The sequence below is a fragment of the Tenacibaculum sp. genome (assembly GCF_048269885.1).
GTDB lineage: Bacteria > Bacteroidota > Bacteroidia > Flavobacteriales > Flavobacteriaceae > Polaribacter.
The window spans coordinates 185,549-200,017 of sequence record NZ_JBLWTZ010000005.1; the positions used below are offsets into that span (position 1 = coordinate 185,549).

Annotated in this window: 10 protein-coding genes; 4 read left to right on the plus strand and 6 right to left on the minus strand. The window is 32.3% G+C overall.

Annotated elements, in window-relative coordinates; genetic code table 11:
• The first annotated feature begins 28 nt into the window (after positions 1–28).
• Positions 29–976, plus strand: coding sequence for a tRNA dihydrouridine synthase (locus ACN0WY_RS05935; RefSeq protein ID WP_417799815.1), 948 nt, complete (start codon positions 29–31; stop codon positions 974–976).
• A gap of 209 nt (positions 977–1,185) precedes the next feature.
• On the opposite strand, the gene ACN0WY_RS05940 is transcribed toward ACN0WY_RS05935, so the two are convergent.
• The 3 genes from ACN0WY_RS05940 to ACN0WY_RS05950 all read right to left on the minus strand — a co-directional run bounded on the left by ACN0WY_RS05940 (position 1,186) and on the right by ACN0WY_RS05950 (position 8,593).
• Complete coding sequence (locus ACN0WY_RS05940) at positions 1,186–1,362, minus strand: hypothetical protein (protein WP_330486939.1); 177 nt, start codon at positions 1,360–1,362, stop codon at positions 1,186–1,188.
• A 261-nt stretch (positions 1,363–1,623) separates the two neighbouring features.
• Positions 1,624–2,937: a DEAD/DEAH box helicase gene (locus ACN0WY_RS05945; protein WP_417799816.1), complete on the minus strand. Its 1,314-nt coding sequence runs from the start codon at positions 2,935–2,937 to the stop codon at positions 1,624–1,626.
• Between the two features lie 136 nt (positions 2,938–3,073).
• Positions 3,074–8,593: an alpha-2-macroglobulin family protein gene (locus ACN0WY_RS05950; RefSeq protein WP_417799817.1), complete on the minus strand. Its 5,520-nt coding sequence runs from the start codon at positions 8,591–8,593 to the stop codon at positions 3,074–3,076.
• A 231-nt stretch (positions 8,594–8,824) separates the two neighbouring features.
• On the opposite strand from ACN0WY_RS05950, the gene ACN0WY_RS05955 reads away from it, so the two are divergent.
• From ACN0WY_RS05955 to ACN0WY_RS05965, 3 genes are all read left to right on the plus strand, one after another.
• Positions 8,825–9,406, plus strand: coding sequence for a tRNA-(ms[2]io[6]A)-hydroxylase (locus ACN0WY_RS05955; RefSeq protein ID WP_330486942.1), 582 nt, complete (start codon positions 8,825–8,827; stop codon positions 9,404–9,406).
• 64 nt (positions 9,407–9,470) lie between these two features.
• Entirely contained in the window at positions 9,471–9,908 is a 438-nt protein-coding gene (locus ACN0WY_RS05960; protein WP_417799818.1) for a DUF4268 domain-containing protein, read from the plus strand.
• 112 nt (positions 9,909–10,020) lie between these two features.
• Complete coding sequence (locus tag ACN0WY_RS05965; protein WP_330486944.1) at positions 10,021–10,512, plus strand: CAP domain-containing protein; 492 nt, start codon at positions 10,021–10,023, stop codon at positions 10,510–10,512.
• Between the two features lie 86 nt (positions 10,513–10,598).
• On the opposite strand, the gene ACN0WY_RS05970 is transcribed toward ACN0WY_RS05965, so the two are convergent.
• From ACN0WY_RS05970 to ACN0WY_RS05980, 3 genes are all read right to left on the minus strand, one after another.
• Entirely contained in the window at positions 10,599–12,476 is a 1,878-nt protein-coding gene (locus tag ACN0WY_RS05970) for an OmpA family protein (RefSeq protein ID WP_417799819.1), read from the minus strand.
• A gap of 11 nt (positions 12,477–12,487) precedes the next feature.
• Entirely contained in the window at positions 12,488–13,426 is a 939-nt protein-coding gene (locus ACN0WY_RS05975) for a type IX secretion system membrane protein PorP/SprF (RefSeq protein WP_417799820.1), read from the minus strand.
• 10 nt (positions 13,427–13,436) lie between these two features.
• The coding region (locus tag ACN0WY_RS05980; RefSeq protein ID WP_417799821.1) for a gliding motility-associated C-terminal domain-containing protein at positions 13,437–14,469 on the minus strand (1,033 nt) is incomplete at its 5' end.

Sequence of the window (14,469 nt, forward strand, 5' to 3'; positions counted from 1 at the left end):
CTGTTATATTTGCAACTCAAATTACACTATGAGTTTTACCTTACTTTCTTCACCTTTACAAGGGTTTACTGACTTTCGTTTTAGGAATGCCCAACAAAAATACTTTGGTGGTATCGATACTTTTTATGCTCCTTACATTCGATTAAATGGGAAATTTAAAATAAAATCCAGTTATGAACGTGATTTACTCCCTGAAAATAACACAACTTTAACGGTTATTCCGCAAGTTATAACCAATGATGCTGAAGAATTTTTATTTGTTGCCAAATATGTACAAAGTTTAGGATATAAAGAGTTGAATTGGAATTTAGGGTGTCCCTACCCTATGGTTACAAAATCGGGTATGGGTTCTGGTTTAATTTGTAATCCTACAAGAATAGATGAAATACTACATCGCGCTCATAACGAAACTGATATTCTAGTATCGATGAAAATGAGAATGGGTTATGAAAACAATGAAGAAATACTGCACACTTTTCCTATTTTAGATAAATATCCGTTAAAAAATGTGGCTATTCATGCCAGAATTGGAAAACAATTATACAAAGGAGGTGTTGATTTAGATGCTTTTCAAAAATGTATAGACGCTGCCAAACATCAATTATATTATAATGGCGATATCACTACAGTAGCAGGTTTTAAAGCTATGAAAGAACGTTTTCCTGGTATTACACATTTTATGATTGGACGTGGTTTAATTGCAGATCCGTTTTTACCACAAATGATTAAAGATAATACTACTGAATATCCAAAAGACAGGTGGAAAACATTTGAAGAGTTTCATGATGAAATATACCAGCAATATGATGCTGCCTTATCAGGACCAACGCCTATAAAAATGAAAATGTTAGGCTTTTGGGAGTATTTTTCTCAATCATTTTCTGATCCTCGTAAAACTTATAAAAAAATAAAAAAAGCAACAAATCCTAAGAAATATCAGGCGGCTGTTAAGGAGATTTTGAATGGAGAAAGATAACCTTGAAACTTTAAATATAAAACTAATACTTATTACATTCTGTTTTCCCTTTTTTATCCAATTAATCACATGTTTTATAGCTCGATTTTGCTATAAAGACTGTTGATGTTAGGCTGTCAAATAAGTTTTTGGGCAGACAGAAAAAACAAACAACCACCGCAAATACTGTGATGATTGTTTTGATTTTATTATTCTTTATTAATTTATTTTTATAAAACACAATCAGCATGTACATCACTACACGCTTGATATTCTGGTGGTAGTGCCCAATACTCTTCACATTGTGTCTCGTCAAAAACTAAACCACATTCGTAACCACCACCTACAATAGATTTTTGTTCTTTTTTTGTTAAAGCTTTACCTGCTTTTAAAATTTCATTTTTCATGATACTACTAAGAAGTATTTAAAATATAATTAAATCCTTGAACATTTAAAGGCACTCAAGGTTTATGCCTATTCTTCGCGAAAGAATATTGTTATTAAATTATTTATTTTACTACTTCACTTCGTAACTCTAGCATAAATATGCTATTAATTTTAGTAATACTCTATAATTCTATTGACTTCTGCATAGGTTTTTTCTTCATCATTTAAATAGAAATAATATTTTTTTCTTTTACTAAGCTTACAATTCTAACTAATTAGTTTACACTAATGTGATACGAACTTTTTTATTTTTTAAGCGTGTATTATTTAACTCTTCCAATAATCTTTTTGACTCAGTAATAGGAACCGAAATAAAAGCACAGTCCTGTTTTAACTCAATAACTCCTACTTGTTCTTTGGTTAAATTTCCTTTTTTAAAGAATAAACCTGCTATATCTCCTTTAGATATTTTGTCTTTTCTTCCTCCTGAAATAAATAACGTCTCCCAATAACCAGGCTTTAATTTTTGTTTCTGAGAAATATCGGCATTGGGTATGTTTTTAAGAAATTCAGGAAGGCTTTCTTTTTGCCATTTTAAAACATAAGCTGTTCCTTTCGAATTTACCCTTGCTGTTCGTCCGTTTCTATGAGTAAACTCTTCTATTCTTTGTGGTAACTCATAATGAATAATGTATTTCATTTCTGGAATATCAATTCCTCTTGCAGCTAAATCAGTAGCTAATAATACTTGACTTGTTCCGTTTCTAAACTTTATTAAAGAACGTTCACGATCTCTTTGCTCCATTCCACCAGAAAAACAACTGTGTGCTATTTTGTTCTTCGTTAAAAACTCGCTTAGGTTAGCAATACTATCTTTTAAATTACAAAAAATAATTCCTTGTTGATTTCCTATGTGATGTAATAACTCCACTAAGGTTTGATTTTTATTTTTTGATGGTGAAACAACCGTTTTTAAAGTTAATTTCTTTGGTTTTTTATCTGTTAAATAGTTTAATACGGTAGGATTGTTTAAACGTACAAAGTCTGGAACTTCAGCTTCTTGAGTTGCTGAAGTTAAGATACGTTTATTAATATTTGGTAATTGATTAATAATTCCGCGCATTTCATACTCAAAACCAACTTCTAACGATTTATCAAACTCATCTAGAATTAAGGTTTTAATACTTTCTTTAGAAAAACGATCGTTGGCAAAATGATCAGAGATTCTACCAGGTGTACCTATTAATATACTTGGTGTATGTTTTAGTTCTATTTTATCTTTTGCCATTGAACGTCCACCGTATACAGCATTTACTTTTAAACCAGTTCCCATTTCACGTATCACTTGTTCTATTTGAATTGCTAATTCTCTTGAGGGTACTAAAATTAAAACCTGAATTTCTTTATTATCAGGGTCTATTAATTTTAATGTTGGTAATAAAAATCCTAATGTTTTACCTGTACCAGTAGGTGATAGTATTACTGTATTGGTTGTTTTATCAATGGTCGAAATGGCATTTTGTTGCATTTCATTTAACTCATAAATATTTAATTTTGCTAAAATATCTTCTTGTGTTTTAACTGTATTTACCATAATCTTTTTATATCTATGAATTTTATATTGATGGGCAAAGATAGGTAGTCTTACACAAGGAAAGATTAAGTATTTTAGAAATAAAAAAGCTTACTGAAATCAGTAAGCTTTTTTATTTCATTTAATTATTTATAAACTACTTCACCACTTTAATCCATTCTCCTTTGGTGCGAGCTATATAGTCATTATCATACATCGCTTCTACTTGTACTCCTGGCAAATAATATTCACCTAAATACGACGCATTTAACAACACTCTAAATGTTTTGGTTTCATATTTTTTCAAGGTAAAATAGTTACTGATACTTGCATCTCGTATATCTGTATAATCTACTTTTGAAGACGTTGTATTATTTCCAAAATCAGTAAAACGAGTATTTACAATTTCCCATCCTGAAGGAATGTATTGTGTCAATGCCACATTTTCAATAGTTTCACTTGTTGGGTTTTTCACCGTAACTTCTGCTACAAAGTTGGTTCCTTGTGACAAATTATCTGGGGTAATACGAGTCCCTTCTTTTGTTTTATATGTAATAGTAGTTTCTAAATTCTTTTGGAATACTTTTTCCTCACCTACAGGTAAAATTCCTTTGTTTAGCACACGTACATATAAAACTCCGTTGTTTTTGTTTGTTATTTTTAATGTATTCTCTTTTTGAATAGCTATCAACTCTTTTGCTAACAACGATTTTGAAGTACTTGCTTCTCCTGATGCCTTATTTAAAATATAGTTGACATTAATTCCATCACTACCTCCATTTTTTAGAGCATACTGGCTCATTGCTAATAAACTATAGGCTGTTGTTTGCGTGCTCATCCAATTATTACTAGATAAATCTTCAGCTATTTCTTTTGCTAATTTTATTGACTTCGTTTCATCATCCAGTAGCATATAGGTTTCTAAAGACATTGCTTTGTTTCTAGTTTCAGAACCATAGTTTGTATAATATCGTTTTGTATAGGTATAACCGGTTATTTCTTTTAAAATGGATTTTGCGATGGTCTTTTTACCTATTAAAGCATACGCACTTGCTAATCTCATTTTTGCTTCATCTGAAACTCCCATTGATTCGCGTAAACGGTTCATTGATGCTAAATCAGGGCTATTTGCTAAACTCAACGTATATAATCGATATGCTTGTGATAAAGAGTTGTTATAGTAACGTGAGTTATTTCTCCAATTACGTGCTTGTTGCTTTTGATATCCTATCCATTTTGATTTGAATCCAATAGGCAACACATATCCTTTCTTCTCTGCTGCTATCATAAAATGACCTGCATAAGACGTTCCCCAACTATCCGCGGTACTATTTCCTTGCCAGTACGACAATCCTCCATTAGATAATTGAAAATCAGATAAGCGTTGAATTGCTGCTTTGATGTTTCTTTCAGTTGAAGCTATCTTTTCTTTTGGCAATTCAAATAATTCTGGTAAAAATAACTGCGGAAAAGCCCCAGAGGTTGTTTGCTCTACACACCCATGTGGATAACGAATTAAGTATCCCAAACGCTTGGTAAAGTTCATGGGTGGTAAGGTTGATAATTCTAACGTAGCTGCATTCGTTCCTTTGGTTCCAAAGCTTGTAAAGTTAATCTCCCCTGCTTCATTAGATTTCAATACGACATCTTTTACTTCTGTGGTTACTGGATTTGGATTCAACACATCTATTTCCACTTCGTAAGACGCTTTTTCTCTTCCTGAACTTGCGTCTATTTTCACTTTACCAATTCCTTTAAAATCATTTACTTTTAAGGTAAAATACGCCATTTTCTCATCTGGCTGACTAAATGAAACAGTTTGTGTTTTATCTCCTTCAATAGTATATGCTTCGTTAGGTTGTACGGTAACTTTTACATTTTTAATGTTTGGTTTCATGGCAAAAACAGTAACTGGTAAGGTAACGGTTTCTTGTGGAGTAATCTTACGAGGTAATGATGCTAAAATCATAACTGGCTTGCGTACAAAAGCTGTTTTTTCATCACTCCCATACGCCTCTTTTTTAGTATCAGTCGCTACTACCATAGCACGAACGGATCCTACATATTTAGGAATTTTAATTTTATGCTCCTTAATATCTCCCATTTCTAAATCGAAAGGCCCTAAATAGGTAACCATTGGTTTGAATCGATTCGCTTTTCGATTCTTACTTCCTGCTTCTGCTTCGTCTCCTCCAATACTTAATATTTGATTTACTTTCCCGCCATAAGCCCCTATAACATCGTCAAATATATCCCAAGTTTTTACACCTAAAGACTGACGTGCATAGAATACTCCCCAAGGGTTTGGAGTTTTAAAACGTGTTAAATCTAACAATCCTTCATCTACCAATGCAATGGTATAGGTCATAGCTCTACCTTTTTCCTCTTTTACTCGAATAGTTGCAGTAGATTCAGGTCTTAACTCGTCTGCTAACTGAATTTTTGGTTCTAATTTCGTTGCAGGATTATGTACCAACATTGGTATTGAGCCGTACATGCGAATTGGTAAGTCGTTTACTGTTTGGCTATGTTTTTGTAGCAACGATATATTTACAAACACATTTGGTGTATAACTCGCTTTTACAGGAAAACTAAACGTTGTTTGTTGTGCTTGTGTTGGTACCCAAAAGTGGTCTAGTACTTCGGTTCCGTTTTCTATTGTTATAAATGCTTTTCCTCCTTCTGAAGATGGAAACTTCACTGTTGCTTTTTCATCTACTTCATACGATTCTTTATCGGTTGTAAATACCAACATCGTAGCATTGCTCTTATCTTGATTTCCTTTTTTCTTAGCATACCAAGAAGGCCAATCAAAATACACCACATTTGAGGTAACATGCTTACTTTTTGAGTCTTTTACTTTTATTAAATAACGCCCCCAATCATTTTCATCAACCTTTAATTTAAAAGTCCCTTTACCACTAGCGTTTGTTGTTACTTTCAGTTTTTTATAAGGTTCATGATAACGTGTACCGTCGTAACTAGACAATCCATTATCAGAGGTACTCCACCACCAACGCCATGATAATTTATATACGTTTACTTCTAAACTATTTGTTACTCCTACCCCATCTTCATTTACTGAAGCTACATTAAATGTATATTCTTCATCTGTAAATAAATAGTTTTTAGATTGTGGTTCTTCAGCATCTTTTAACCCTGCATATGAAGTATACGGTGACACTTTGTTAGAAAATACGTCTGTACTAAAGTCTCCTCCATTTTCATACACTTTTGTAATAAAACTCGCTCTTAACATTCCTGGAGCTTTACTATCTAATTTAGGTTTTACCGAAAATTTTGTCGTTCCTTCATTACTTAAACTTCCTTTTAATACTTTAAACTCTTCTGTTCCAAATCGACGAGTTACATCATCAAAATTATAGTTTTTAAATTTTGAAAACTCCGTATTGGTTTGTGAAAATTTTCCGTTGATATCTAACTTTAATCCTCTCGCTATTGCTCCGTGTAACCATTTTACTTCTACATTTCCTGTAATCGTTGAGTTTGCTTTAATGAATTCTGAATCTGTAGCTAGTTTAATCTTTAAACGATTCGGTTTTATAGTTTCAACTTTTACTATTTTGTTGAAAACAGCTCCTCCAACACTTACGCGTACTTTCCAATTCCCAGTAATTGCTTCTTGGCTTGTTGTTGGAGCATACCCATATACATTATTTGATTTTTTTGGAAGTACTTTTCGATCGATTATTTTTCCTCGTGGATTAATTAATTCAAACTTTATAGGGTGTTCCTCTGGAATTGGATTCGCATTATCATTTAAAACAAAAGTTAAAAATAGTTGATCGCCTGGTCGCCAAACTCCACGTTCTCCATAAATATACCCTTTAATTCCTTCTTGTAATTTTATCCCAGAAACATCAAACTTACTCATAGACAGCGCTTCGCCATCTTTCAGCTTCACATAAGTTGTGCTGTTGTTTTTAGTAACTACTGCAAAAAAGGCATTAGCAACATCAGAAAAAGAAACAACACCTTCTTTATTGGTAACTGCTGATGCTACTGGTTGTTTTTGTAAGTTGTATAACGTTACTTTAGCCCCATCAATAACTTCAGTGGTAAGTATATCCGTAACTGCTACTACTATTTTAGCATTGTTTCCTTTTTTAACGATAACACCAATGTTTGTAGCTAAAATATTTGTGCTGATTTTTTTATTGTAGTAGTATGAAGTGGTACAAGGATTTTCTCTATCTCTCCAGCTATAATCGTAATAGTAGTCGTCATAATAATTAGGGTTATCATAACTTTTTGTAGCTATTTCTTTTTTTCCGAAAACTATAGTTTTGGTTGCTCCCCCTTCTGCACATTTGTAATTTGAGTAATCTTGGTTAAAAGAAAACTCAACTCTATACATTGCTCCATTTTCTACTTTTACGATATCTGCTAAATCAATTGCGAAAGCATTTTCTTTACTTAAATCCAATCCTTGATTGCCAAGGTTTACTGTATATTTTGCTATTGGACGTCCTACGTAACGTAAGTTTCCTTGGTTACTTAACTCATTATACTGTAAAAACTGTAGTACATTCTCTTTATAAATTTTGTAAACAGTTGCATCAACCGCTTTTAAATTTACAGCACTAAAATTTATTTTTAAATTGTTAGAATTTGGGAGTATGGATCCACTTTTTATAAAGGTTACAGCAGGCTTTAACTCTTCAAAATAAATGGTTTTAATTGTATTTTCTTTTAAAGCATAACCATCTACACTCTTTATTCCTTTGAATATTTCTATCTCAACTTTTTGTGCAAATGATGATTTAGGATATACTGTTACTTTATTATTATTAACCTTATATGTAAAGGCTCTTTTTTGAGTATTTAAAAACTGGATAAGTCCTTTTAAGTTTTGAGTTTTTTGTATTGGGTCTGAAAAACTTATTTCAATATGTTGCTTATCGGTATCAACAACATCTACACTTAATACTTTAAAGTTATTTTTCCCTGTTATCGTTACTTCTCTACTCCCTTTAGATTCTGATTGTACTGGGGCTCCTGTCCATTCTACCTTTAATTGTTTATCGTCTTCAAAACGTTGTATGCTGTCTATTTTAAAATAAACCTTAGAACTTACTTCTCCAACAGTGCTAAACTTTATAGATTTTGTCTTTCCATTATAGGTTGCTTTGACCAAAGATGGTATTTTGTCTGTTTCAATAATATCGCTAGCTGTCAATTCACCCTCAACTGCGTATACATTTTTGGTATAAACACTTGGAGATTGTAGAGAAACATTAAATAATAATTCTTTCGTTTTTACTTTAACAGTAAAGTTCTCTAGGCTCTCATCAATATCCTCATATAATTTTGATAAATGAAGGGTTATTAAATATTCTTGATTGCTTTTTAATTTTTCAGCAGGTACAAAAACTAGCTCGTTATCGTTTACAACTACTTCTCCTTTTATGGCTGGCTTTGTCGTAATAACTTCAGCTGCATCAAAGTTTGCTGTTCCCTTCTTTTTTAAGACAAATTTTAAGTTTGGTGTTACTGATATCAGTTTATCTGGAAAAACACTAATGTACTCACTAAACGCGTTAACATTACTTTCTGTGATAACCGATTTTTTACATGAATTAGCAATAAGCATTAAAAAGGTCAATGCCAATACACTAAGAATCTTTTTCTTTTTTTTAAATAACTGTAGTTTCATTTCTTTTAGGAGTTTTGTCTTTCTCTATGGTACCTAAAACTACTGAAAAATATTTTTTATCTGCTTAGCTATTTAGAATTTGTAGTAATTCATTTAGTATTCGTCATTAAAACAATATTTTTGAGCAATTTTATTAAGAGTTTTTTTTAACAACAAATCTAGCTATTTTTAGACTATTTCATATACAATTAGCACTTATATTTTTTACTTTTACAGCCTCAATTACACATTATGCTTGGATTACAATTTGACACAGCAACTTCATGGGTTGAAGTTGCTAAAAACGGATTAGAACAACTTTTAACCGACCATGCTTTTGCTGAACAAAAAGCAGCTTCGAATGCCGTGTCAATTATTATCAATTACTCTGAAGAAACTGAACTTGTAAAGGATATGAGCGATATTGCTATTGAAGAAATGGAACATTTTAGAATGGTACATAATATAATGATAGAGCGAGGTATGGTTTTAGGACAAGCTACTAAAAATGACTATGCTTTACGATTACAAAAGTTTTTTCCTCACACAGGCAACAGAACAGAAGCCTTAATTCATCGACTTTTGGTTGCTGCCTTGATAGAAGCACGTAGCTGTGAGCGTTTTAAAGTTTTTGCTGATAATATGGAAGATGAACAATTAGCTAAGTTTTATTTAGATTTAATGGTTTCGGAAGCAAATCACTATACTTTATTTTTGGGGTATGCTCGTAAGTATATGGATCGTGAAATAGTTGATAAAAAATGGGAGGGGTTGTTAGCTTTTGAAGCAGAAATGATGAAAGAGAGAGGTAAAACTGCTAAAGTTCACGGGTAAAGTTTCATGAGTTAATTACCCCGATAACTGATAACTGATAACTGATAACTGATAACTAAAATAAATGTTCAGTAAAGAAGAATCTGCTCGTTTACGTAAAGAGTTTTGGACAAGCTTTGGAAAGTCTTTTCCTAGAAAATGGCTATTATATAATACCAAGATAAAAGGGGTTGCTTTTAAATTTCAAGCGGATAGGAAAAAAGCTTCTGTTTGTTTAGATTTTGAACATCCTGAAGACATAGCCAATGAATTACTTTATGATCAGCTACTTTCTTTAAAAAACATACTGGAAAGTGCGTATTTGCCTGAGGTTATTTTTGATGACAACTTTGAGCTAGACAATCACAAAATTATTCGTAGAATTTACGTCCCTTTTGATAAAAAATTCAGTATTCACAATAAAAATACGTGGCGAGATTGTTATGAGTTTTATGTAGAAACCATGACACAGTTTGAACTGTTTTTTTACGAGTATGAAGACTTTATAAAACAGGCTATCTAGTCACAGGAAAAAGCCCCTTTTTACCTCAAACACATACAATTAACTTGTTTTGTATTAAGTTTTCGTCATATCTTTACAACGTTTTTTGATTAACCCCTTAACCCCTATAATCATGAATAACTACCCCCTCCAGTTATTGGTGTTATTTTGTGCACTAATAATAACGTCTTGCTCTTCTAACGAAGCCGAGATAATTGACAGTACCCCAGAAGTGTCAACTAACATCAGTGAAAAACCGATTGAGGCAGACATTTTAAATCTCATTAACTCTTATAGGGTTAATAATGGCTTTTCTTCACTAAACAAGTTACAAACTATTAAGTCGCAAACAAGCAATCATACTAATTACATGATTGAAAAGGACGAAGTTTCACACGACTTTTTTTACCAACGTAAAGAGTATTTAGCTGAAAACGCTGATGCAATTAAGGTAGGTGAAAATGTGGCTTATGGTTATTCTACCGCTGAATCGGTAGTTAATGCTTGGATTAAAAGCAATGGACATAAAGAAAATATTGAAGGTGATTACACTCACTTTGAAGTTACCGCTGAAAAAAGTGCTAACGGCAAATGGTTTTTTACCAATATTTTTGTCAAGAAATAGTGAAGTAAATCAAAACCCCAATCCAATATGCGCATTGAATCGGGGCTAAAGAAAACTACTCTACGGGAGACTAATTACTTATTTTGCTATTTATAATCGTTAATGATTATAAATTTTGATCGTCGATTTTCTTGATGTTCTTCTTCTGTACAAGGAATACCGTTGGAACATTTATTTACCAACTGCTTTTCTCCATAACCAATAGCGCTTTCTATCCTATTGGTAGCTATCCCTCTTGAGAAAATATAATCTCTAGTAGATTTGGCTCTCTTATCCGACAAAATTTCGTTATAACGATCACTTCCCCTACTGTCAGTATGAGCTTCAATTTTAATAATCATTTTCGGGTGATTTTTTAACACGCCTACTATGTGTTCTAGCTCATAGGCTGCATCTGGACGAATATTCCACTTATCAAAGTCGAAAAATATCGGATCTATCACTATCTCATTACCTACAATTAAAGGAGTTAAATACAGGTCTAGTTCTATATTTTTATTGTCTTCGTTTGTCGTTAATACATCTTTTAAATCGTCTTTATAATCATTTTTTGAACCTCTAAGAACATACTTTTTTCCACAATTAACTTCAAAAAAGTATGAACCATCTTCTTTTGTAGTAATTGTTTCTAGCACTTTTCCTGTAGTATCAACTAATTCTACTAGCGCCTCTGCTAACAGCTCATTTGTTCTTTTATCAAATACTTTTCCAGAAATAAACTGCTTACATTTTTCGAAACTATATATATCATCATGCCCTTTTCCTCCTGGCCTATTCGATGAAAAATACCCTGTTTTGTTATCTTCATTTAAAAAGAATGCAAAATCATCATATCCACTATTAAAAGGTGCTCCTAAATTTTTTACTTCTGATGAATTATTATTTAATAAATTAGATTTATAAATATCTAGCAGTCCTAAATTTGCATATCCATCTGAAGAAAAATATAACGTATAATCTTTAGCCACATATGGAAACATTTCCTTACCAGCAGTATTAATTTTATCTCCCATGTTTACAGCATCTCCATAAGTTCCATTTGGTAAAATGGCTACTTTATAAATATCTGTAAAACCATAGCCTCCAGGTCTGTCTGACGTAAAATACAGTGTTTTTTCATCTGGACTTAATGCTGGATGCCCGCTTGAATATACTTCATCATTAAACGAAGGCTCTTCAATATTGTCCCACTGTCCATTAACCAGTGTGGCTTTATATATTTTTAAGTGAGATGTTCCTTCTTTATCATAATCTAACTTATCTCTTTTGTTTAAGTTATTTCTGGTAAAGTACATAGTGCTTCCATCTTTTGTGATAGCCACACTTGATTCGTGAAAATTTGTATTAATTTTTGAGGAGGTAATTGGCACAACAGCTTCTATCGTTTTTATTCCATTTTCTACATTTATTTTTGCTTCATATAAGTCTAAATAAGGCTCATTATTCCATTCATAAATTTTGCCTTTATTATTTTTTGCTGATGAAAAAACAAATTTATTTCCTATTACATAAGGTCCGAAATCGGAATTTTTGGTATTAACTTCTAAATTGTAAATATTAATCGTATCGTTATTCAAAGTCATGAGTTTTTCATAACCTTCTTTTGATAAACTTCCTTTAGCATCAGGTAATTTTTGCAACCATTCATCTGCTTTTTCATATGCTCCAATACTTCGTAATGATTGTACATACCTATGAATATTTTCATTACTTAAACCATCTTCACTTTTTGCTGCTAATTGATACCAATGAACTGCTTTTTTTGAATCTGAATTATTATAATAACAATCTCCAAGTCTTGCTAATGTATAGGTGGTACTGTCTCCTTTTTTCACTGCGTTTTCATAAAACTCAGCAGCTTTTACATAGGCATAATCTCTATAAAACTTATCCGCGACTCTCTTCTGAGAAAATGAATAGGAGAATGAAAAAATTAAGATTAAAAGTGTAATTTTTGTCTTCATAACTATGCTTTTTAAAAATATCTAGGAGATTTAACTCTATTTACTTTATGCAACTCGAACATTAATAATATTTCATGTGTTCCATTTGAATACTGGTTAATGTCTGATAATGGATATTCATAAGCGTAACCAATTCTAAATTGACGAGATACCTGAAAATCTACTAAAGCTCCTAAAGCTCCTGTATCTTCATTTATCCTGTATGAACCTCCTAACCAAAACTTTTCATTGAATAAAAAGTTTGCTGTAATATCATATGATACTGGAGCTCCATTAGTTGCTTTTATTAATGTAGCTGGTTTAAACTTTACATTATCACTTAAGTCAAAAACATATCCTCCTGTTAAGTAATAACTTACCCTATCTACAACCCCATAATTAATTCCATTAATTTCTAAATCATTATGGTCTATATTTAATAACCTTGGGGCAGAAAGCCCCACATACCATTTGTTGGTATGTAGCAGCAATCCACTACCAATATTTGGTTCCCATCTATTTTGAATTCCAGAAATTCCTGGATCTGATCCTTCGGCTGCAATCAAAGCATCATCAATATTGTATTGAGTAACCCCTGCTTTAAGTCCAAAAGCCAATTTTATATCGTCATTAAGTTGAATGGTATACGAAAAATCTCCATATAAATAAGTGAAATTTTCATATCCTAGTTGATCATTTATAAAGGATAACCCCAACCCTATTTTATCATTTCTAAGTGGTGTGTGAATAGATAATGTTTGTGTTTCTGGTGCTCTATCTAGTCCCGCCCACTGACTTCTGTGCAATCCAACAATACTCAACACTTGTCTACTTCCTGCATAGGCAGGATTAATAGAAATTGTATTATACATATACTGAGTAAATTGTGGTAGCTGTTGTGATTGAACTGTTAAAACTGTTGCAAAAAACAGTACAATAACTGTCTGTAATAGTTTGTAATTATGGTTCATAGCTATAATATTATTTGGTTCCTAAGTAAATTGCTCCTGTAAATGGTTTTAAACCACTATTTTCTAATATTACAATGTAGTAATATGTACCGGCTGGTAGTCTTTCAGCTCCTCCAAACGTAGCTCCATCTGAAGTTCCGTTCCAATTATTTGCATAATTGTTTGATTCAAATACTTTTGCACCCCAACGGTTAAATATTTTTACATTGGCTACGAATCCACAGGATTCAACTCCTGTAATTTCAAAAAATTCATTCCATGAATCTCCATTAGGGGTTACTGCTTTAGATATGACCACATCTTCTTGTCCACATGGCAATACTATACAATCGTCGTTTATATTAATGGTAACTTTTGTTGCTATTAAACATCCATTATTTGGTGATGTATATGTAAAGATATAATCTCCTAAGTTTAATCCTGACGGATCAAAACTTCCGTCATCAGATATTGTTACACTTCCTTGAGTGACTTCCCAAGTTCCATCTTCACTTTGATTTGCTAAATAGTCATTCAAATCAATCGTTCCGTCATCGATACATCTTGAGTCAGCTAGTTCAGTTACTGTTGTATTGACTGTTACTGCTATATTTTGCGTAAAGTCTGCTACATTACCACAGTCATCCGTAACTGTCCATGTTCTTGTGATTGTATAATCACTATCACTGCCATCAAACGTACTTGTTTCTTCAAAATTTGTTTGTGTTACATTTGATGAGCAATTGTCTGTAAATTCTAATGTTGGAACTTCAGGAACATTATCACATGCAACTGTTATGTCTTCTAATACTGACACTAAAGTTGGTGCTTCATTGTCTTCTACAGTAAGTATTTGCATATGCGAAGTTTCATTACCTGCACAATCTTGTACTCTCCATGCTCTTGTGATGGTATACTCTGAAGCACATCCTTCTTCTTGTCCAGAAAACTCTTCTGTATAATTAACTGTTACGGATGCATCACAATTGTCTGTTGCCGTTAAAACTACAGCTGTTGGAATAGCATCACAACTTACCGTTACATCTGTTGGTAATGCTTCTACA